Origin of the sequence: Embleya sp. NPDC127516 (genome assembly GCF_044765325.1) — a bacterium.
Taxonomy (GTDB): domain Bacteria; phylum Actinomycetota; class Actinomycetes; order Streptomycetales; family Streptomycetaceae; genus Embleya.
In genome coordinates, this window is record NZ_JBIWJT010000010.1 from 332,262 (window position 1) to 353,404 (window position 21,143).

Annotated in this window: 15 protein-coding genes and 2 pseudogenes; 8 read left to right on the forward strand and 9 right to left on the reverse strand. The window is 73.5% G+C overall.

Features of this window, described 5'->3' with window-relative positions; translation table 11 throughout:
• Positions 1–190: 190 nt before the first annotated feature.
• Positions 191–1,594, reverse strand: coding sequence for an LCP family protein (locus tag ACIRL2_RS21665; RefSeq protein WP_402234041.1), 1,404 nt, complete (start codon positions 1,592–1,594; stop codon positions 191–193).
• 96 nt (positions 1,595–1,690) lie between these two features.
• Positions 1,691–2,437, reverse strand: coding sequence for a TIGR03089 family protein (locus ACIRL2_RS21670; RefSeq protein WP_395870650.1), 747 nt, complete (start codon positions 2,435–2,437; stop codon positions 1,691–1,693).
• 124 nt (positions 2,438–2,561) lie between these two features.
• On the opposite strand from ACIRL2_RS21670, the gene ACIRL2_RS21675 reads away from it, so the two are divergent.
• Complete coding sequence (locus tag ACIRL2_RS21675) at positions 2,562–3,728, forward strand: peptidoglycan recognition protein (protein WP_395870652.1); 1,167 nt, start codon at positions 2,562–2,564, stop codon at positions 3,726–3,728.
• A 22-nt stretch (positions 3,729–3,750) separates the two neighbouring features.
• Here ACIRL2_RS21675 and ACIRL2_RS21680 read toward each other — a convergent pair whose 3' ends face one another.
• Positions 3,751–4,989 carry a glycosyltransferase gene (locus tag ACIRL2_RS21680; protein WP_395870654.1) on the reverse strand — a complete coding sequence of 413 codons (1,239 nt, stop codon included), beginning with the start codon at positions 4,987–4,989 and terminating at the stop codon, positions 3,751–3,753.
• Between the two features lie 82 nt (positions 4,990–5,071).
• Here ACIRL2_RS21680 and ACIRL2_RS21685 point away from each other — a divergent pair, with 82 nt between their 5' ends.
• Entirely contained in the window at positions 5,072–6,001 is a 930-nt protein-coding gene (locus tag ACIRL2_RS21685) for a DNA-3-methyladenine glycosylase family protein (protein ID WP_395870656.1), read from the forward strand.
• A 184-nt stretch (positions 6,002–6,185) separates the two neighbouring features.
• Positions 6,186–6,629: pseudogene (locus ACIRL2_RS21690) on the forward strand (SRPBCC family protein); the annotation flags it as partial.
• Between the two features lie 358 nt (positions 6,630–6,987).
• On the opposite strand, the gene ACIRL2_RS21695 reads toward ACIRL2_RS21690, so the two are convergent.
• The gene (locus tag ACIRL2_RS21695; RefSeq protein WP_395870658.1) at positions 6,988–8,322 is read right to left on the reverse strand and encodes a coenzyme F420-0:L-glutamate ligase; all 1,335 of its coding nucleotides are present in this window, start codon (positions 8,320–8,322) and stop codon (positions 6,988–6,990) included.
• On the reverse strand, positions 8,322–9,284 hold the full coding sequence (gene cofD, locus ACIRL2_RS21700; RefSeq protein ID WP_395870660.1) for a 2-phospho-L-lactate transferase: 963 nt from the start codon (positions 9,282–9,284) through the stop codon (positions 8,322–8,324). Before cofD ends, ACIRL2_RS21695 begins: the two co-directional genes overlap by 1 nt.
• Positions 9,285–9,937: 653 nt before the next feature.
• Between cofD and ACIRL2_RS21705 the strand changes: the two genes are divergently transcribed.
• The gene (locus ACIRL2_RS21705; RefSeq protein WP_395870662.1) at positions 9,938–10,936 is read left to right on the forward strand and encodes an NAD-dependent epimerase/dehydratase family protein; all 999 of its coding nucleotides are present in this window, start codon (positions 9,938–9,940) and stop codon (positions 10,934–10,936) included.
• Positions 10,937–12,812: 1,876 nt separating this feature from the next.
• Here the strand turns inward: ACIRL2_RS21705 and ACIRL2_RS21710 are convergent.
• Both ACIRL2_RS21710 and ACIRL2_RS21715 read right to left on the reverse strand, forming a co-directional pair.
• The gene (locus ACIRL2_RS21710; protein ID WP_395874525.1) at positions 12,813–13,925 is read right to left on the reverse strand and encodes a sensor histidine kinase; all 1,113 of its coding nucleotides are present in this window, start codon (positions 13,923–13,925) and stop codon (positions 12,813–12,815) included.
• Complete coding sequence (locus ACIRL2_RS21715) at positions 13,922–14,617, reverse strand: response regulator transcription factor (protein WP_402234045.1); 696 nt, start codon at positions 14,615–14,617, stop codon at positions 13,922–13,924. Before ACIRL2_RS21715 ends, ACIRL2_RS21710 begins: the two co-directional genes overlap by 4 nt.
• 321 nt (positions 14,618–14,938) lie before the next feature.
• Here ACIRL2_RS21715 and ACIRL2_RS21720 point away from each other — a divergent pair, with 321 nt between their 5' ends.
• Genes ACIRL2_RS21720 through ACIRL2_RS21730 form a run of 3 tightly spaced genes read left to right on the forward strand, consistent with a single transcriptional unit; the run spans position 14,939 to position 16,931 of the window.
• A complete protein-coding gene (locus ACIRL2_RS21720) occupies positions 14,939–15,598 on the forward strand; it encodes a glycosyltransferase family 2 protein (protein ID WP_402234077.1) in 660 nt (219 codons plus the stop codon).
• Entirely contained in the window at positions 15,595–16,215 is a 621-nt protein-coding gene (locus tag ACIRL2_RS21725) for a DUF2064 domain-containing protein (RefSeq protein WP_395874484.1), read from the forward strand. The genes ACIRL2_RS21720 and ACIRL2_RS21725 overlap by 4 nt, the downstream gene beginning before the upstream one ends.
• Positions 16,212–16,931 carry a class I SAM-dependent methyltransferase gene (locus ACIRL2_RS21730; RefSeq protein WP_402234047.1) on the forward strand — a complete coding sequence of 240 codons (720 nt, stop codon included), beginning with the start codon at positions 16,212–16,214 and terminating at the stop codon, positions 16,929–16,931. The genes ACIRL2_RS21725 and ACIRL2_RS21730 overlap by 4 nt, the downstream gene beginning before the upstream one ends.
• A 1,089-nt stretch (positions 16,932–18,020) precedes the next feature.
• Here ACIRL2_RS21730 and ACIRL2_RS21735 read toward each other — a convergent pair.
• The gene (locus ACIRL2_RS21735) at positions 18,021–18,527 is read right to left on the reverse strand and encodes a hypothetical protein (protein WP_395874488.1); all 507 of its coding nucleotides are present in this window, start codon (positions 18,525–18,527) and stop codon (positions 18,021–18,023) included.
• Positions 18,524–19,690, reverse strand: coding sequence for a molybdopterin-dependent oxidoreductase (locus tag ACIRL2_RS21740; RefSeq protein WP_402234049.1), 1,167 nt, complete (start codon positions 19,688–19,690; stop codon positions 18,524–18,526). Before ACIRL2_RS21740 ends, ACIRL2_RS21735 begins: the two co-directional genes overlap by 4 nt.
• A 281-nt stretch (positions 19,691–19,971) precedes the next feature.
• Between ACIRL2_RS21740 and ACIRL2_RS21745 the strand changes: the two are divergent.
• Positions 19,972–21,069: pseudogene (locus ACIRL2_RS21745) on the forward strand (glycosyltransferase 87 family protein); the annotation flags it as partial.
• Between the last annotated feature and the right edge of the window lie 74 nt (positions 21,070–21,143).

Genomic DNA, 21,143 nt, shown 5'->3' on the forward strand with positions numbered 1-21,143 from the left:
CGTTGCAGTGATAGACGTGCTGCCACTTCCTTGAGTTGCGTGCAGCCATTCGCGTGTGACGCAGGTCACCCGATGTGGGCGCAGCACGCCGCGTCGGAGCGGCTCGCGTATCGGCGAGCACGCTACCGTGCGCCGCCGTATCGGTGACCCCGGAGTCGGTACGTATCCCCGTGAACGGGGTGACGCGTCGTCAGTTCGCCTTGCAGATGTCCTGATCCGCGTTCCGAATGTCCGCCTTGACCGGCGCCCCGGCCGGCTCGGACGCCGCCCTCGGGGTCCCGGCGACCCGGGCGCCCGCGATCGGTGCCGATCCGGTCGCGCCGGTGCGGTCGGCGGTCGGCGTGGGTGCGGCGGAGGCGCCCGAGGCGGCCTCGGCCGGGGGCGGTGCCACTCCCGTGGTCGCCGCTCCCGTACCCGCCGCCGCGCTCGTGTCCGGTTTGCCACGACCGTCCAGCGGCCGGTCGTGGTTGATCGCGTCGAACAAGCGCCGCGCCTCCGGCTGGATCAGCGCGACCCGGTTGTTGTCCTCCGGCGGGTTGTACACCGGTACGTGCGCGAAGGTGATGTCCTTCGTCTCCAGGTCCCGCATGCCGCGCGCGAGGTCGACCAGGGCCGACACCGAGTCCAGGCCCTCGTCGGCCCGGATCGACTTGGTCAGCGCGTCCGCCAGGGCGAACAGCCGGGACGGGCTCGAGAGCGTGTCGCCGCTGCGGATCTGCTTCGCGAGCGAGGCCACGAACGCCTGTTGCCGCTTGATCCGACCCAGGTCGCTGCCGTCGCCACCGAGCCCGATGTCGTGGCGCAGCCGGACGTAGTCCAGCGCCTCCTTGCCGTGCACCTTGCGTCGGCCGGCCGACAACGAGATGTTGCCCTCGCGGTCCTGCACCGTTCTGGGCAGACAGATCTCCACGCCGCCGACCGCGTCGACCATGCCCTTGAAGCCGGAGAAGTCGACGATGATGTGGTGGTCCACGCGCATGTCGGTGATCTTCTCGACGGTGTTGCGCGTACAGGCCGCGCCGCCGAGTTCGAACGCCGAATTGAACATCACCCCGCGCTGTTCGGCGGAGCGCGCGCCGTCCCTGGTGACACACGAGGGCACGGTGACCAGCAGGTCGCGCGGGATGCTGACGACCGCGGCGTGCTCGCGATCCGAGGACAGGTGCACCAACAGCGTGGTGTCCGAGCGTTCGCCGTTGTCCCCGCCACCGCCCAGCGCGCGGTTCTCGCCCGCTCGCGAGTCCGAGCCGATGATCAGCAGGTTCATCGGCCTGCCCTTGCCGTTGCCGCCCACGTCGGGGCGGTCGGCGTTGAGCTTGCCGTCCACCGAGTCGGTCCTGAGGTTGCCGTTGAGTCGCTGGTAGGCGAAGTAGCCGGCCGAGACGCCGGTCAGCACGATCAACGAGACCCCGACGCCGATCGGCAGGAACACCCTGCGGCGCCGGTTGCGCTTCTTGCGCGCGCGCCGCGCGGCGGCCCGGCCGCGGGCGGATTCGACCGGCGCGGCCGAACCGGGTTCGTGGGGCGGCGCGTTCGACGGATCGGCGGGCTCGGCCGCGGCCTCGGACCGATACAGGTGATCCCACGAATCCATGAACCCCACGCCTCCCCGACTGCTGAGGGACCGCCGGGCACGGCACTACGGGCGGTCGGGGCCACGAAAGCGCAGCACGACCCGTCTTGTCATGGCCTAGTCGGCGGAACGGGTGACGGCACGGGTGACCCGTTCCGCCTCGATTCGCCGCTCCAGCAGGGATTCATCCAGGTGACGGCATACGACAACCGGTACGGACGCGGCCAGCGGCGCGAGCAGGCCCGCCCGCAGTCCACCCGTTCGGGCGAAGCTCAAAGAGGTGAGCAGGCGGTCGCCGGAGACCAGTTCCCACTCGCGCGCGGCGGCCTCGCCCTCTTCGGCCAGTTCGCCGGCCGTCCACACCCGCCCGGCCTCCTCCAGCGCGGCGTCCGGCGCCCGCGTCGGGCCCTCGGGGACGAAGCGATCGCCGTGCCCGGCCACTTCGGCCGCGTAGTCCAGGAAGCCGGCGGGCGGCGCGGGAAAGCGCCCGCCCATCGGGCGCAGGGCCAGCGCGACCCGCTCACCGGGACACGTGGCCGCGCGCTCGAGCGTGTCCGGACCCGAGACCACCACGTCCGCGTCGGCGGGATCCGCGTCGAAGCTCACCACTAGGCCGAGCGACCAGGCCGCGAGCAACCACACCTGGGTCTGCCAGTGTGCGGGCAACAACAAGGACACCCGCGCTCCGGGCTCCACCGCGAGGTCGTCGCGCAACAGATTCGCGGTCTTGGCGACCCAGTTGTCGAACGTGGCGACCGAGAGCTCTACCCGCTCGCCGGTGGCGTCGTCGTAGAAGGTGGTGAAGGGCCGCGCGGAGTCGGCGGCGAGCGCGGTGCGCAACTGATCGACCGGGGTGCTGGGCATGGGCTCAGCCTATCGAGCACGCGAATCAGTGCGGCAAATGGGTGTATTTAAGACATTTGGTACGGGCTTCGTCGTTGTCCGGGCACCCGTAGAACTCGACCACCCCACAATGGAGGGTCTGCCCGTGTACACCAGAATCGCGTTGTCGATCGCCGCCCTCGCCGTACCCGCCGTGCTGCTCGGACCGCCCGCGCAGGCCGACCCGCGGCCGAGCACCCCCGGCTCGACGGTGACCCTCCCCTTGGCCGGCATCGAACAGGAGCCGGACGCCGACGCGCCGCGCACCGGCCGGACCGAGGTGCTGACCACCGAACGCCACACGCCCGCCTACTCGTTGCTCGGCGTCACCTGGGCCGGTTCCGGCACGGGCGAACGCGTCGTGGTGCACGTACGCACCCGAACCGGCGGGGTCTGGAGTCCGTGGCGCGAACTGCACGCCTCGCACGCGGGTGGCGACGGCGGCACCGGCGGCGGGGACGTCGATCGGGCGGGAGCCGGCGGGCGAGGCGGTACCGAGCCGTTCTGGGCGGGCCCCTCCGATGGCATCCAGATCCGGGTGGGCGTGCTGGAGGGGGTGTCGCCGAAGGACCTGCGCGCCGAACTGGTCGATCCCGGCGAGTCGATCCTGGACCGCATGCCCCCGCTCCCGGGCCTGCCCAAGCGCACCGACGGCCGCGCGGTCAAGGGCCACGCCATCGAGCCGGCGATCGTCGCGCGCAAGGACTGGGGCGCGGACGAGTCGCTGCGCGACGCGAAGTTCAAGTACACGAACACGGTCCGGGCCGCGTTCGTGCACCACACCGCCGACGGCAACGACTTCTCGTGCAGCGACTCGGCGAAGGTGCTCCGGTCGATCTACCGCTACCACGTCAAGACCAACGGCTGGGCCGACGTGGGCTACAACTTCCTGGTGGACAAGTGCGGGACCATCTTCGAGGGCCGCGCCGGCGGCACCGACAAGCCGGTCCTGGGCGCACACACCCTCGGGTTCAACACCGACAGCATGGGCGTCGCCGCGATGGGCACCTATACCAAGGCCCAGCCGCCCGGGCCGATGCTGATCTCCCTGTCGAGGCTGCTCGCGTGGAAGCTCGGCCTCGACGACCGCGACGCCAAGGGCAAGGTCACCCTGACCTCGTCGGACGGCGGCAGCCGCTACCCGAAGGGCACGACGCACTCGTTCGACGTGATCTCCGGGCACCGGGACGCGTTCAACACGGAGTGTCCGGGACAGGCGCTCTACGACGAACTGGGCGCGATCCGTCGGGATGTGGCGCTGCGGTTGGGGTGAGCGACGGGGTGGCCGCGGGCGGTCAGGATCGTTTTTCGACGATCTCCCGGAGCCGTTCCACGAGCGGTTCCACCACCGCCTCGGGTACGAAGCGTTCGCGCGCGAGGGCCGCTGCGGCGGCACGCAGCCGGGCCACCTCGGCCGGATGCTGGGCCAGCCGGCGCAGCGCGTCGGCCAGCGCGTCCGAGTCGCCCGCGGGGACGAACAGCCCGGCCGGGCCGAACAGTCGGCGCTGCGGCGCGGTGTCCGAGGTGAGCACCGCACACCCCGCGGCGGCTCCCTGGAAGACCTTGTTCGGGACCAGCCGCAGCGCCTTGGCGCCGGTCCCGAACACGCCCAGACATACGTCGTGCGCCGCGACCAGACGCGGCAGTTCGGCCTCGGGCACCCAGGTCCGCCAGGTCACCCGGGGAGCGTTCGGCCCGACCAGGTCCCGCGTTCGCTGCGCCTGGAGACCTCGGCCGATCATCGTCACGGCGATCGGGTAGCCGTCCAGGCGGCTCAGCGCGGCACCGATCACCGGTGCGCCCTGGACCGGCGAGTACAGCCCGAACGAGATCACCCGCAGGTCCTCACCGGGGCGGAAGTCCGGCACGAAGTCCATGGGGGGATCCGGGGAGGGATCGATGGCGGGTTCGGTGGCGGGATCGGTGGCGAGGTACGGATCCGTGCGGGGATCCGTCGGGTGATCCCGATCCGCCCGGTCACCCGGTCCGAGGTCCGAGGCCGCGTCGAACCACACCTGCGGCGCCCCGATCGGTACCACCACGGCCCGCTCACGCTGCGCCGGCGCGAGTACCCGGCGGTGCTCCTCGGTGTCCACCAGCACCAACCGGGCCGCCGCGATCGCGGCCTGCTCGATCCGGTCGACCTTGCGCAACTCGGCCTGAGCGGCCTGGCCGAGCCGGTCGGCCACGTCGTCCACGCTCTCCAGATGGTCCAGCACCAGGGGGATGCCCGGGAACAGCCGCCGGGCGATCTGGATGTCGAGCCGGCCCTGATAGCCGACGATCACCACGTCCGGACGCGGCGCGCGCCGGGCCTTGGCGACCAACTCCGCGATGCACCGCGCGTGCCGTATTCGCTGGCGCGGGATCCCCGGATGGGCCGACGGCGGCGGGACCATCGGCCCCGCGTCCATGTGCCCGAGGGGGACATTGCAGGTCACCACCTCGATACCGTGGCGCCGTAAGCCCTCGATGAGAATTCCCACCCGGGGGTGGACGGTCGTGTCATAGGTGCCGAACGCCATCACCCGCATAGGTGAAGTCTGCTCTGCGCACATCGGGGCAAAACCGGGAAGGTACGGTGGCGGTCCCGACCCGGACCGCGAGGAGAGCCCGTTGCACCCGAGTGCCCTCCATCGTGTGTGGCGTCCCGGCTTCGCGATCGACCTGCGGCTCACCGTCGGCCAACTTCGCCGCGGCCACAGCGACCCGACCTACCACGCGGGCACCGACGGCTCGGTGTGGCGTACCTCGCGCACCCCGGACGGCCCGTGCACGCTGCGCCTGATCGACCGCCCCGCGACCGGCGAGATCGAGGCGAGCGCGTGGGGCCCGGGTGCCGAATGGCAGCTCGACGCGCTGCCGGCGCTGCTCGGCGCCGAGGACGACCCGACCGCTTTCGTGGCCCTGCACCCGATCGTCCGGGACGCGGAACGTCGGTTCGCGGGACTGCGGATGCCGCGCACGACGCTGGTCCTGGCCGCGCTGGTGCCCTCGATCCTGGAGCAGAAGGTCACCACGATCGAGGCCCGTCGGGCCTTTCGGCTGCTGCTGGGCAAATACGGCGAGGCGCCGCCTGGGCCCGCCCCGGCCGGTCTGCGAGTGGTGCCCGACGCCCGTACGTGGGCGATGATCCCGTCCTGGGACTGGGCCCGTGCCGGCGTCGACGGGCGCCGCTCGCGCACCGTGATCGAGGCGACCCGGGTGGCCGGACGACTGGAGGCGACCACGGGCGTCGCGCATCCCGAGGCGGCGCGACTGATGCGCCTGGTGCCCGGGATCGGGGTGTGGACGGCGGCCGAGACGATGCAGCGCTCGCACGGCGATCCGGACGCGCTGTCGGTGGGCGACCTGCACCTGCCCAAGACGATCGGCTTCGCGCTGGCCGGGCACGCGGTCGACGACGCGGGCATGTTGGAGCTGCTCGCGGGCTATGCGGGGAACCGGCATCGGGCCGCGTTGTTGATTCGCATGTCGGGGGTGAAGGTGCCGCGGCGGGCGCCGCGCTTCGCACCACGCCCGCACTTCGTCGGCAAGGCGTTGTGAGGATCGGTGTTGTGAGGACTGTGTTGTGAGGACCGTTGTGAGGACCGGTCGATGCCGGGACCGGGCAACGCGAGCGTGATGCGCCACGTTTGTCCCGGAGGGCCTCGGGCAGCCGTTCGGGTGAAGGACCCGGCTGTGTAGCACCGCAGCGGGAACCGACACCGAGAACGAGGAGGAAGTGCTCGTGACGACCGTCCAGCACTCGATCGACGTGGACGTGCCGGTCCGCACCGCATACAACCAGTGGACCCAGTTCAGGGAGTTCCCGCAGTTCATGAGCGGGGTCGAGCGGATCGACCAACTCGACCCGACGCACACCCACTGGGTGACCCGAATCGCCGGGGTGACCCGGGAGTTCGACGCCGAGATCACCGAACAGCGACCCGACGAGCGGGTCGCCTGGAAGACCCTGGACGGCCCGCACCAAGCCGGCGTGGTCACCTTCCACCGGCTCGACGACGTGCATACCCGGGTGATGCTCCAGATGGAGTTCGACCCCGACGGTCTGGTCGAGACGGTCGGGGACAAGCTCGGCTTCGTGCGTGGTCGCACCAAGGGCGACCTCGAACACTTCAAGGTGTTCGTGGAGAAGCAGGGCCACGAGACCGGAGCCTGGCGCGGAGAGGTGGCGCCGCCCGGCAGCCTCGGCTCCGCCGACGGGCCGCGCACGTCGCCCCCGCCCTATGACAGCCCCGGCATGTCGCCGACCCCCGGGCGTACCGGAGCCCCCGGCGGCGGGCACATTCCGCCGCCGCGCCCGCAGGCCCCGCCGACCATCGGTGGAGCCTCGGCAGGGGGTCACTGATCACGGCGTGAAGCCCCCGGACATCGGCCGGACATCGCTCCCGACTCCACGTCGGCGGCGGTGCGGGTCCACCGAATCCGGGCCGGCAGCGCCAGGCGGCAGAGACCGTGCGAAAGGGGTGGGCCCGCCATCGATGACGATGGCGGGCCCACCCCTTTCCGCGTACCGGACACGGCGCAGCTCAGCGCACCACGATCACGTCGTCCGCCGAGCGGGCCGGGCGCTCCCGGGGCGGCTCCGCCGGGCGGCCCACCGCGATGGCGCCCATCGGATCCCAGTCGGGGGGCAGGGCGAGCGTCGCGCGGACCACGTCCGGGCAGAACATCGTCGAGGACACCCACGCCGACCCCAGGCCCTCCGCGGTCAGCGCGATCAGGAGGTTCTGTACGGCGGCGCCCGCCGAGACGGTGAACATCTCCCGCTCGGCGCCGGCGCGTACCGGGTCCGGGTAGGTGTGCGCGCCCTCGGTGACCAGGCACGGCACCACCAGGTACGGCGCCGCGCGCAGCACGTCGCCGCGCTTGGTCCGGCGCGCGATCCGGTCCTCGTCCAGCCCGTCCGCGCGCAGGTCGGCCACCCACGCGTCGCGCATCGCGTCGAGCAGCGCGGTCCGGGCGGACGCGCTCTCCAGGAGCACGAACCGCCACGGCACGGTGTGGTGCGGCGCCGGCGCGGTGATCGCGGCGGCGACCGCACGGCGGACCGCGGCGGGGTCGACCGGCTCGTCGGTGAACGCGCGCACCGTACGTCGCGCGGTGATCGCGGTCCGGGCGCCCTCGGCGATCGCCTCGGCCGTGCCCAGGCGGAACATGTCGTCCTGGGCGTCGCGTACCAGCGGGCGCACTCCGGCGCCGTCCGCGTCGGTGACCAGGCGGTCCAGGCCGCGCACGATCGCCACCGGGACCGCGCCCGCCTTGCCCTTGACCAACTCGGCCGCGCTCGCGAGTTCGTCCACCACCGCGGTGATGGTCACCGCGAGCTGGTTGCCGTGCGTGTCGGTCCGACCCCGGTGGTCGTCCACCGCGTCCAGCCCCGCGACGCCGATCGCCACGTCGGTGACCCCGTTGCGCCAGGGCCGACCGAAGGTGTCCGAGACGACGACGCCCACCCGTACGCCGGTTCGCTCGGCCAGCGCCGCACGCAGTCGGCGCGCCGACGCGTCCGAGTCCTCCGGGAGCAACAGCAGCGTGCCGGGCTCGGTGTTGGAGGCGTCCACACCCGCCGCCGCCATCACGAAACCGTGCCGGGTCTGCACTATCCGGGTATCGCCCCGGCGGGCGACCACGCGCACCGCCTCGGCGTCGATCACCTTCTCCCGATCGACCCCGCGCAGCAGCCGGCCCTCGGCCTTGCTGAGGATCTTGGAGGTGACCACGAGGACGTCGCCGTCGAGCAGGCCGGGCCCGTCCGGCCCCGTCGCCGCGTCCGCGATCAGCCGGGCCAGGTCGGCGCCTTCGCCGATCTCGGGCAGGCCGGCCAGCCCGAGTACCGAGTAGCCGCGCGGCGGGGCGCCCATCAGCGCACCTCGTCCGCGAGCGCGAGCGCGGCGCGGGCCATCTCGGCGGTGGCCTCGACGTCGGTCATCAGCAGCGGGATCGCCCGGCACCGGATGCCGGCCGCCTCGACGGCGAGCACCGCGTCCGCGTCCGCGGTGTCCACCAGCCAGCCGTCCAGCAGGCCGGGCCCGTAGTGCTGTGCGACGGCCGCCGCCGTCGTCTCGACCCCGACCGCCTCCAGGACCCGGTCGGCCATCCCGCGCACCGGCGCGCCGCCGATGATCGGGGACAGCCCGATCACCGGCGCCTCCGCGGCCACCAGCGCTTCCCGGATGCCGGGCACGCCCAGGATGGTGCCGATGCTGACCACGGGATTGGACGGCGGGAACAGGATCAGGTCGGCCTCGGCGATCGCCTCCAGCACGCCGGGCGCGGGCTTGGCCGTCTCGATCCCGACCGGCACGATCGCGTGCGCGGTCGGCGCGGCACGCAGCCGGACCCAGTACTCCTGGAAGTGGACCGCCTTGCGGGTCCCGGGCTTGTCCGCGTCGTCGACCACGACGTGCGTTTCCACCCGGTCGTCGCTCATCGGCACGAGCCGGACGCCGGGCTGCCACCGCGCGCACAGCGCCTCGGTGACCGCCGACAGCGGGTAGCCGGCGGCGAGCATCTGGGTCCGCACGATGTGCGTCGCGTAGTCCCGGTCGCCGAGCCCGAACCAGGTCGGTTCGACGCCGTACGCGGCCATCTCCTCGCGAACGCTCCAGGACTCGTCCCGGCGGCCCCAGCCCTGCTCCTCGTTGATGCCGTCGCCGAGCGTGTACATGACGGTGTCGAGGTCCGGGCACACCTTGAGCCCGAACAGGTGGATGTCGTCCCCGGTGTTGCCGACGACGGTGATCTCCGCTTCCGGAACGGCCGCCTTGAGACCCCGCAAGAACCGGGCCCCACCGATGCCGCCGGCAAGTACAACGATGCGCATGGGGCCAGTCTCGCAGGCTGCTTGTTGGGCGACTTCGTCGCCGGCTCGCGAGGGGCTGTTTGTTGGGCGACTTCGTCGCCGGCTCGCGAGGCACCGCTTTTTCTTTCCCCCGCTTCGCTCCTCCAAGAAAAAGCGGTGCCTCGCTCGGGGCTTCGTGTCCCTCCGCTTCGCTCCGGGGCACGAAGCCCAAGCTTGCGGCTCCGCCGCTCTCCGCGCTTCGCGCGTCGATCACTGGGGTGGGCGCGGGTCGGGGGCGCTGACGCGCCGGGGGTGCGCGGTCGGGGTGGGCTGGGGCGGGTGTCTGAGCCTGGGGCGGTGGCGGGGGCGTGGGGGTGGGGGTCCGATGCACGCGTGGCGTTACTGCGGGGGGGTGGGTGTGGGTCGTGGGTGTGGTGGGTCGACGGTGGCGGGGTTGTGGGGGAGCGACACAGGCGGCGTGACGTTACCGCAGGGAGAAGACGTGCCGGGGGCGGGCGCGTGTCCCCGGATGGGACGGCCGAACAGCCGGGGTCGTGGGTGTGGTGAGTTGGGGGCGTGGGGGTGGCGGATCGTCGCGTCCGCGGCGCGGGCGGGGGGTGTGTGGGTCTTACGAACGGGTGACGTTGGTGTGGTTGGGGGGTTTCGGGGGTGTGTGCGTGTCTAGCGTTGGCGGTATGCGAATCCTGGTTACCGGCGGCGCCGGGTTCATCGGAGCACACGTGGTCGAGTGTTTGACCGAGTCGGGGCATGACGTGCGGGTGCTCGACGTGGTGGAGGTCGAGGGCGTGGACGCGGTGCGGGGGGACGTGCGCGATCCGGCGGTGGTCGATCGGGCGTTGGTGGGCGTGGACGCGGTGTGCCATCAGGCGGCCAAGGTCGGGTTGGGGCTGGACCTGAACGACGCGCCGGACTATGTCGGTTGCAACGACCTGGGCACCGCGGTGTTGCTTGCCGCGATGGCGCGGGCGGGGATCGGACGTCTGGTGTTGGCGAGTTCGATGGTGGTGTACGGAGAGGGCCTGGGGCATTGCGTCGAGCACGGTGAGGTGATGCCGGGTCCGCGGCCGGTCGAGGATCTGATGGCCGGCCGCTTCGAGCCGCCCTGCCCGACCTGCGGGCGCGCGGTCACTCCCGGCCGAATCTGCGAGGAGGCCGCACCCGACCCGCGCAACGTGTACGCCGCGACCAAGCTCGCCCAGGAGCACCTGGCCGGCGCCTGGGCCCGGGCCACCGGAGGCGTGGCCACCGCGCTGCGCTACCACAACGTGTACGGCCCGAGGATGCCGCTGGATACCCCGTACGCCGGCGTCGCCGCGATCTTCCGCTCGATGCTGCGCGCCGGCATGCCGCCGAGGGTGTATGAAGACGGCGGCCAACGCCGCGACTTCGTCCACGTCCGCGACGTCGCCACCGCCAACCTGGCCGCCCTGGACCGCTCCGGCCACGGCCTGCGCACCTACAACGTGGCCACGGGCGTCCCCCACACGGTGGGCGAAATGGCCACCGCACTCGCCAAGGCCCACGCCGGCCCCACCCCGATCACGACCGCCGAATACCGCCTCGGCGACGTCCGCCACATCACCGCCTCCGCGGCCCGCCTGGAATCCGAACTCGGCTGGCAAGCCCAAACCGACTTCGCCACCGGAATGGCAGAGTTCGCCACCACCACATGACCCCTGGCCCACCCACCGACACAGCCCCACACTCAGCACTCACCCCAACTACCCACCCCCGCGCTCCAGACAAGCCGCCCACCCACAACGCCGACCCGGGCCCGTCGATCCGCCCCACACACAACCCCGCCACCGTCGACCCACCACACCCACGACCCACTCCCACCCCAGCGCGTCTTCCCCCGCAGTAACGCCACGCGTGCGTCGGACCTCCACCCCCACGCCCCCGCCACCTTCGTCTCACCGCGCCGCCGGCCCACCCCCGCCGCGACCCACCCGCCCCGACCGCGCACCCCCGGCGCGTCAGCGCCCCCGACCCGCGCCCACCCCAGTGATCGACGCGCGAAGCGCGGAGAGCGGCGGAGCCGCAAGTTTGGGCTTCGTGTCCCGGAGCGAAGCGGAGGGACACGAAGCCCCGAGCGAGGCGCCGCCTTTTTTCTCGGAGGAGCGAAGCGGGGGAGAGAAAAAAGGTGGTGCCTCGCGAGCCGGCGACGAAGTCGCCCAACAAGCAGCAACGCCGCCGAACACGAATCCGCCCACCCCAACCCGCCCCCGCCCCGACCCAGATTCCCCAGCACCCCACACCGACGCCACAGGTGCGCCGACCCACCACCCCCACGACCCAGCCAACTCGATCCGCCGCCTCCGCGACCTTGGTTGGTCGGCTGTCTGGGGGCCGCAACCCGGGTAGGTCGGCCCGCCTCTCGCGACCTCGCCGATTCGATCCGCCGCCTCCGCGACCTTGGTTGGTCGGCTGTCTGGGGGCCGCCACCTGGGTGCGTCGGCCCGCCTCTCGCGACCTCGCCGACTCGATCCGCCGCCTCCGCGACCTTGGTTGGTCGGCTGTCTGGGGGCCGCCACCTGGGTGCGTCGGCCCGCCTCTCGCGACCCCGCCGCCTCAACCCGCCACCCCCACGACCCCGTTGCGTCTCCTGCCTGCGATGGCAACACGGGCGCCTCATCCCACCCTCGCGCGCCCGCCACCTTCAACTCGCCGCGCTCACCGCCCCAAACGCGCTGCCTCCCTGCGTTAGCGACACGGGTGCGTCGGCCCGCAGCTCCGCAACTCCGCGCTTTCGCCGACTCGACCCGCCGCTCCCGCGACCCCGTCGCGTCGCCTGCCTGTGGTGACGACACGCGCGCGTCGACCCGCCACCCCCGCGATCTCAGAGCCTTGCCTCGTGCGTTGACGGCGCAGGTGCGTCGGCTCGCCCCCCGGCGCTCCCGCCGACGTCCTGCCCCTGCGCCCCCGGTACCTGCCTCGTGCGTTGACGGCGCAGGTGCGTCGGCTCGCCCCTCGGCGCCCCCGCCGACGTCCTGCCCCTGCGCCCCCGGTACCTGCCTCGTGCGTTGACGGCGCAGGTGCGTGGGCTCGCCCCCCGGCGCTCCCGCCGACGTCCTGCCCCTGCGCCCCTGGTACCTGCCTCGTGCGTTGACGGCGCAGGTGCGTGGGCTCGCCCCCCGGCGCCCCCGCCGACGACCTTCCCCCGCGCCCCCGGCACCCGCCTCCCGCACTGACACACGTGCGTCGGCCCACCACCCCGCGCCCCCGCCGACGTCCTTCCCCCGCGCCCCCGGCACCCGCCTCCCGCACTGACACACGTGCGTCGGCCCACCACCTCACGCCCCCGCCAACACGACCCGTCCCCGCCCCGGGCGCCTCCACGGGCATTGCGTACTCCAGACCCGGCGGTCTCCCACGCCGTCAACACGACCCGTCCCCGCCCCGGGCGCCTCCACGGGCATTGCGTACTCCAGACCCGGCGGTCTCCCACGCCGTCAACACGACCCGTCCCCGCCCCGGGCGCCTCCACCCCACCCCACCCCACCCCGCCGACCCCAGCGGCCCATCCCCTCGCGGCCCCTCCCCCTCCCCCTACCCCGCCGGCAGCCGCACCTCGAAGCGGCATCCGCCACCCGTGTTGGCCACCCCCACCCGGCCCGCGTGGGCCTCGACGATGCCTCTGACGATGGCCAGGCCCAATCCCGCGCCGCCGCCGGGGGAGGGGGTTCGGGCGTGGGTGCCGCGCCAGCCGGTGTCGAAGACTCGGGGGAGGTCCTCCTCGGGGATGCCGCCGCACGCGTCGGTGACCGAGACCACGACCTCGCCCTCGGCGGTGCGTACCCCGACCGCGACCGTGCCGTCCGAGGGGGTGTGCCGGATCGCGTTGACCAGCAGGTTCGTGATCGCCCGGGACATCTCGCGGCCGTCCACCCGGACCGGGACCGCGACGATGTCCTCGCCCGCCAGCCGCACCGAGCAGGACCGGGCCAACGCCTCGGTGCCGGCCATCGCGTCCGCCACCAGGTCGTAGAGCGAGACCCTGGCCAGGGTCAGCTTCAGGGCGCCCGCCTGGATCCGGGACAACTCGAACAGGTCGTCCACCATGCCGCTGAGCCGATCCACCTCGATCCTGATCCGGCGGTGATAGCGCGCCGGATCCTCGGGCAGGTCGTCCTCCAGTGCCTCGGCCATCGCGCGCAGGCCCGCGAGCGGCGTGCGCAGGTCGTGCGAGATCCACGCGATCAGCTCGCGCCGCGCGTGTTCGACCGCCCGTTCGCGCTCCCGGGACTCGGTCAGTTGTACGCCGGCCCGCTCCAACTCCCGCCCCAACTCCGCGAGTTCGACCACCGCCGAGACCCGCCGCGACGGCCCCGGCACGCCGCCGCCCAAGGCCCGCGCGGAACCGCGCAGCGCGCGGACATCGGCCACCACCGGGCGGCCGAGCAACATCGCCACGCCGATCGCGAGCACCGCCGAGACCGCGCAGACCACCATCACCACGGTCAGGTCGTGCGAGGAGAGCAACATCGCCTGGGAGACCCCGACCGTACCCGCGGCCATGCCGGCTATGGTCACCACCGACATCGCGGCCAGCGCGACCGAGAGCGAACGATTGCGCAGCGCCCGCAGGCCGAGCAGGCCCAGCAGGGTGACGCCGAGCCCGCTGCCCGCCGCGATCAGGCAGATCAGCGCGAAATCCTTCACGGGCATCCGGGTTCGACCTCCAGCCGATAGCCCACGCCCCACACGGTCACCAGGAGCCGGGGTGCGGCCGGGTCGTCCTCGATCTTTTCCCGCAGCCGGCGCACGTGCACCGTCACCGTGGACTGGTCGCCGAACTCCCAGCCCCAGACCCGACGCATCAGCTCCTCCCGGGTGAACGCTCGGCCCGGGCTGCCGAGGAAGAAGCACAGCAGATCGAACTCACGCGCCGTGAGCGAGAGTTCGTGGCCCGCGCGGAGCACGCGGTGAGCGCCGACGTCCACCTCGATGTCCGCGTGCCGCAGCACCGAGGGCGCCACGGGCGGCGCGCCGGGACCCGCGACCCGGCGCAGCACGGACTGCACCCGCAGGACGAGTTCGCGCGGGCTGAACGGCTTGGTGACGTAGTCGTCCGCGCCGACCTCCAGGCCGAGCACCCGATCGCCCTCGTCGCCCAGCGCGGTCAGCATCACCACCGGCACCGGGCCGCGCTCGCGCAGCCGTCGGCAGACGTCCAGCCCGTCCATGCCGGGCAGCATCAGGTCCAGGACCACCAGATCGGGCATCTCGACGGCTGCCAGCTCGAGCGCGGTCGGCCCGTCGGCGGCGTGCGCCGTGTCGAACCCCGCACGTTCGAGATAGCCGACGACGACCTCGGCCACGGTCGGATCGTCATCGACCACGAGCACCTTCATGCCGGCGAGTGTAGGTGCGCGAAGGGGACGATTCCGGCGAGCGATCGATCCGTAAGCGGCACGTAACCCACATGGCCGCATCGCTGCGACGTCAGCACTCCGTAAGCACGTCAAGCCTGCGGCTGCGGCCGGCGCGTACTTAGCGTGAGCCGCATGGAAGCCTCTCCGGCGCATCCCGCCGAGCACATGGAAGCCTGTTCGGCGCATCCCGCCGAGCACGTGGAAGCCTCTTCGGTGCACCCCGCCAAGCACATGGAAGCCTCTTCGACGCATCCTGCCAAGCACGTGGAAGCCTCTTCGACGCATCCCGCCGAGCATCTCGTGGACGTCGTGCTGCCGTGCCTCGACGAGGCCGACGCGCTCCCGTGGGTGCTTGCCCGGATGCCGGCCGGATACCGCCCCATCGTCGTGGACAACGGCTCGCGCGACGGCTCGGCCGCACTGGCCCGCTCGCTCGGCGCCGGCGTGGTGGTCGAGGAACGCCGCGGGTTCGGCGCGGCCTGCCACGCGGGCCTGCTCGCGGCGACCGCGCCGATCGTGTGCTTCTGCGACTGCGACGCGTCGCTGGACCCGGACGAACTGCCCTCGGTCGTCGGACCCGTGCTCGCCGGCGACGCGGACCTGGTACTCGGCCGCCGCCGCCCGCAGACCTTGAACGCCTGGCCGCCGCACGCGCGCCTGGCCAACGCGGTCCTGGCCCGCCGCCTGCGCCGACGTACCGGAGCGCGGCTGCACGACCTCGGCCCGATGCGGGCCGCCCGGCGCGCCGACCTGCTCGCGCTGGAGGTCTCGGACCGCCGCTCCGGCTACCCGCTGGAGACCGTGGTCCGCGCCGCCGACGCCGGTTGGCGGATCGCCGAGACGGACGTGCGCTACCTGCCGCGCTCGGGTCGCTCCAAAGTGACCGGCACGGTGCGGGGTACGGTCACCGCGGTCCGGGACATGAGCGCCGTCCTCGCCCGTGCCGGGCGGCCCGCGTGAGCACCCTCCTGGTGATCGCCAAGGCGCCGCTGCCGGGCCGGGTCAAGACCCGGCTGACCCCGCCGCTGACCCCGGACCAGGCCGCGGCGGTGGCCGAGGCCGCGCTCACCGACACACTGGCGGCGGTGCTCGCGACGCCTGCGCGCCGCCGGGTCCTGGTGCTCGCGGGCGAACCGGGGCCGTGGCTGCCGGCCGGCTTCGAGGTGGTGCCGCAGGGGGCCGGGGGACTCGATCTGCGCCTGGCCGCCGCGTTCGCCGGCTGTTCCGGGCCGACCCTGCTGATCGGCATGGACACCCCGCAGGTCACCCCCGAACTGCTGACCGTGGACTGGTCGGCCGCCGACGCGTGGTTCGGCCCGGCGACCGACGGCGGATTCTGGGCGATCGGGCTGCGCGAACCCGACCCGTCGGTGTTCCCCGGCGTACCGATGTCGGTGCCGCGGACCGGCGCGGTCCAGCGGTCCCGGCTGCTCGCCGCCGGACTGACCGTGCGCGACCTGCCCACCCTGACCGACATCGACACGGCCGCCGACCTGGCCGCCGTCACCCGCGACATCCCCGGCACCCACTGCGCCGGTGTGGCCCGCGCATTGCTCGGCGGCGAGGTGTACGCATGACCCTGGTCCGCGAGCCCGACCGCACGGCCGACCCGGCGAACGCGCGGTCCGACACCCCGGCGGACGCTCCGGCCCACCCCGGGTCGGACGCCCGGACCACCGACCCGTACGCGCTCGCCCTGCGCGACGGCGGAGCCGTGTACGTCCGCCGGCACGGCCACCGTCGGCAACCCCTCGAACTGGCCCGCTGGTGCGCCGAACCGGACACCGCCGACGACACCATGCTCGCCCGCTGCACCGGCCCCACCCTGGACGTCGGCTGCGGCCCGGGCCGACTGGCCGCGGCGCTGAGCCGTCGAGGCGTGACCGCGCTCGGTGTCGACCCGGTGCCGACCGCCGTCGCGCGGGCCCGGACCGCCGGGGCCACCGCGCTGTGCCGGTCGGTGTTCGACCCGCTGCCCGGCGAGGGCCGCTGGGCGGTCGCCCTCCTCGCCGACGGCAACATCGGCATCGGTGGCGACCCGGGCGGACTGCTCGACCGCATACACGGCCTGCTCGCCCCCGGCGGCCTGCTCGTGGTGGAGACCGATCCACAGGACGTGTACGAACGCTTCGCCGCCCGGGTCGAAGACGACCGAGGCAGTCACGGCGGCGCCTTCCGCTGGGCCCGGGTGGGCACCCCGGCGCTGCGCCGCCTCGCCCCGACACACCACTTCACCGTGACCGACACCTGGACCCGCCCGGGCCGCGCCTTCGCCACCCTGCACCGCTCCTGAGCCTTCGACGGCCGCCCGACCCGGCGCCTGCCGGGCCCGACCACGCACCGACCGACCCGCCCGGGCCGCGCTTTCGCCACCCTGCACCCGTTTTGGCCCCGAGGAGTCGCCGACCGTCCGCGATCCGGCGACGGCTCAACTCGAATACGCGCCGATCGGCCCGCCTGAGCCGCGCCTTCGTCATCCCGTCCCGAGCCCGAGTGCGCGCCTGCCGGCCCACGCTGGCCGTGCTTCCGTCACCCCGCATCGGTTCCGAGCCGTCGCCGACCGACCCGAGCCGGCGCCGGGCCGGGCTCGAACGCGTCGATCGACCTGGGCCGCGCCTTTGTCGCCCGCACCGCGCCCGAGCCCTCGCCGACCGGTCCCGAGCCCCGGCAATCCGGGTCTCCAACCCGCACCGGCCAACCCGCCTGGGCCGCGCCTTCGCCACCCCGCGTCGGTCCCGGGCCCGAGTGCGCGCCTGCCGGCCCACCCTGGCCGTGCTTCGGCCACCCCGCATCGGTTCCGGGCCGTTGCCGACCGTCCGCGATCCGGCGACGGCCCGAGCCCGAATACGCGCCGATCGGCCCGCCTGAGCCGCGCCTTCGCCACCCCGCATCGGTCCCGGGCCCGAGTGCGCGCCTGCCGGCCCACGCTGGCCGTGCTTCCGTCACCCCGTCCCGGTCCCGGGCCCGAGTGCGCGCCTGCCGGCCCACGCTGGCCGTGCTTCCGCCGCCCCGTCCCGGTCCCGGGCCCGAGTGCGCGCCTGCCGGCCCACCCTGGCCGCGCTTCCGTCACCCCGTCCCGAGCCCGAGCCCGAATGCGCGCCTGCCGGCCCACCCTGGCCGCGCTTCCGCCACCCCGCATCGGTTCCGAGCCGTCGCCGACCGTCCGCGATCCGGCGACGGCCCGAGCCCGAATACGCACCGCCGGCCCACCCGGGCCGCGCTTTCGCCGCCCCGCACCGCCCTTGGCCGTCTCCGCCCGGCTCCAAAGTCGGCGACGGGCCGGGCCCGACCACGCGCCGACCGACCCGCCGCCGCCGACCCGCACAGCCCACCCCCGCCGACCCGCCGGCTGATCCGCACAGCCCCCCGCCGGCCCGCCGCGTCACCGGCCTTCGGCCACGCCCCGGGCCTCACCCCCGCCCCGCTCCCGCCCCCGCACCCGGCGGAACGCCACCACCCCCGCGGTCCCCACCACCACCCCCGCCCATACGATCGCCAGCCCGCGTCCATAGTTCAGTGGAAGCACCGACGGGTTCTGCGTCGGCAGTGGCCGCAGCAGCGCCGGCAGCGCGATCAGCGTGCCCACGACACCCACCGCCAGGCCGCCCAACACGGTCCGTCGCACCCACGCGGCCGGCCTCCGCCCGAACCGCATCACCAGCGCGCCGACGGTGAAGACCACGACGGCGAACACCCCGTCGTGCAGCAGCACTCCGGCGATCAACCACTTCGCCAGACCCATCCGCTCGGTCAGGAACGGGTCGTCCCAGACACCGGCCACGCCCCACCCGATGCCGGCCACCCCGGCGGCGCCCAGCACGAGCCGGACGGCGCCCACCGCCCGCCCGGTTCGCGGCGCGACCGGCTCGGGCTCCATCGCCGTACTCATCCCAGCACCTCCATGCGGGCGACCCACTTCGTCTGGAGCACGCCCGGCCGGTTCGGCGCGATGATCCGCGCCGGATACCCGTGGTCCTCGGCCAGCGGCGCGCCATTGAGCATGAGCGCCAGCAGGGTCGACGAGTCGCGGGCGTACTCGTCCGGCATCTCCATCACCGAGTACGGACTGAACCGCTCATGCGAGAACACCCGCAGCCGGGCCCCGGACGGCGCACCAGCCCGGGCCATCAGGTCCCGAATCCGCACCCCGGACCAGTGCGCCGACGCGCTCCACCCCTCGACACACGTGATCGGCAGCGTCGCCTCGTGCTGCGCCATCGCCAACAGTTCGGCCCGGGTCAGCGCGAACGGTCGCGGGCCGGCCACCTCCAGGCGCCACGCGGGATCGCGGACCGCCGTGAACACGCCCGCCGCGGCAGCCGTGCGATTCACCGGCAGACCTTGCGGGCCGATGTCCGCCCGTCGCGGCGCCAGCACCGACACCCGCCCCAGTGGAGTCACCGTCTGCCCCACCGTGGCCAACGTGACCACGCCCACTCCGGCGCCGAGCACGGTCAACAGGCCGCGCCGCGAGGGCCCTTCGGACTCGGCCGGCACGCCCCGGGGACGCCGCCAGTGGGCGAGGATCAGCGGCAGCTTCACCGCGACATGCAGGGTGAGCGCGCCGGCCGCCACCCACGCGATCCAGTAGTGCGCCGGTACGAACGGGAACGGCCACGGATACCACTGCACGATGTTCAGCAGTCCGGTGACGAGTTCGAAGATCGCCGCCATCATCAGCACCGCGATGGACAACCGCTCCAGCGCGTGCCCCACCGACTTCGCCGGCGGCCAGGCGAACAGTCGCGGATAGACCACCCACAGCTTCACCAGAAGCAGCGGCACCGCCGCGATCCCGGTCGCCACGTGCAGCCCCTGGGTGACCCGATACCCCCACACCGGCCGGGACGGCAGCGCGAGCCAGTGCGGCTGATGCTGGAGCAGATGGCTGAACAGGCCGGTCAGGAAGCAGATCAGGAAGGCGAGGCCGAGCAACCGGCCGACGAGGACGGCCGTACGCGGATCGTGCAGCGCGCCGCGGAACGCGCCGGCTCGGAACGGACCGCGCCGCAACGCGGCGGGCGGGTCCGGCAAGCGGATGTCGAGCTTCATCCCCCCAGCCAACGCCGAAATCCCCCTGTAGGCCCCCATTGACCGTCTTACGGAGTGCTGACGCTCGACCTCCGGAGACCTCGACCGTCCTGCCTCGACCGCCGTACGGAGTGCCGACGCTCGACCCCCGGAGACCCCGACCGTCCTGCCTCGACTGCCGTATGGAGTGCCGACGCTCGACCCCCGGAGACCCCGACCGCCCTGCCCCGACCGTCTTACGGAGTGCTGACGCCCGGCCCGGGACGCCCCGTAAACGCCCCCACCGCCGACACACTCGCCGCATGGCATCGAGCACCGCCACCACGAGCACCCCCACCACCGGCACGCCTGCCACCGGCACCGTGACCACGATCTCCGCCGTCGGCACCGGCCTGGGCCTGACCGCCGCCGTCGGCTTCGCCGTACACGGCCCGTGGACCCACCCCGGCAGCGTCGGCGTGTACGTCGTGTACGGAACCGCCTGGGCGCTGTTCGCGCTGGGTGCCTTCCTCGTCCACCGACTCCCGGTGCGCCGTGCCGTGGTGCTGATCCTGGCCGGCGCGGTCGCGCTGCCCGTCCTGGCCGCCGGCGCCCCGCCGCGCACCAGCGACGACGCCTACCGCTACGCGTTCGACGGGCGGGTCCAAGCCGCGGGTCGCTCGCCGTACGTGCACGCGCCGGCGGATCCCGAGGTGGCCGGGTTCCGCGACGACTGGCTGTTCCCGCCGGGCGAGTGCTCGGGGTGGTTCAAGCACCCGCTGCCGGACGGCTCGTGCACCCGGATCAACCGGCCCGAGGTGCACACCATCTACCCGCCGGTGGCCGAGGCGTACTACTGGCTCGTGCACGTCGCGACCCCGCCCGGCCGGCCCGAACCCGTCCAGGGCGCCGCCGCGTTGCTGGCGATGCTGGTGAGCGTCGCGCTGCTGCTGGTGTTGCGCCGGTTCGGCCGCGACCCCAGACACGCGGTGTGGTGGGCGTGGTGTCCGATGGTCGCGCTGGAGAGCGGCAACAACGCGCACGTGGACGTGCTCGGCGTGCTGCTCATGGTGCTCGGCCTGGCCGCGATCGCCGGCCGCCGGCCGATCCTGGGCGGCGTGCTGCTCGGCGGCGCCGCCGCGACCAAGATGTTCCCCGCCGCCGCGCTGGCCGGCGGCGTACGCCGGGCCCCGGTGCGCCTGCTCGGTGCGGCGGCGCTCACCGTCGTGCTGGTCTACCTGCCGCACGTGCTCGCGGCCGGCCCCGCCGTGCTCGGCTACCTGCCCGGCTACCTCAAGGAGGAGCGCTACGACGACGGCGCGCGTTTCGGTCTGCTCGGCCTGGTGCTGCCGACCGACCTCACTCCGTACGCGGCCGTCGTCGTGCTGATCGTCCTGGCCGCGGTCGTGGCGGCCCGTGCCGACCCGGATCGCCCGTGGCACGGCGCGCTCACCCTGACCGGCGGCATGTTGTTCGTGCTCACCCCGGCCTACCC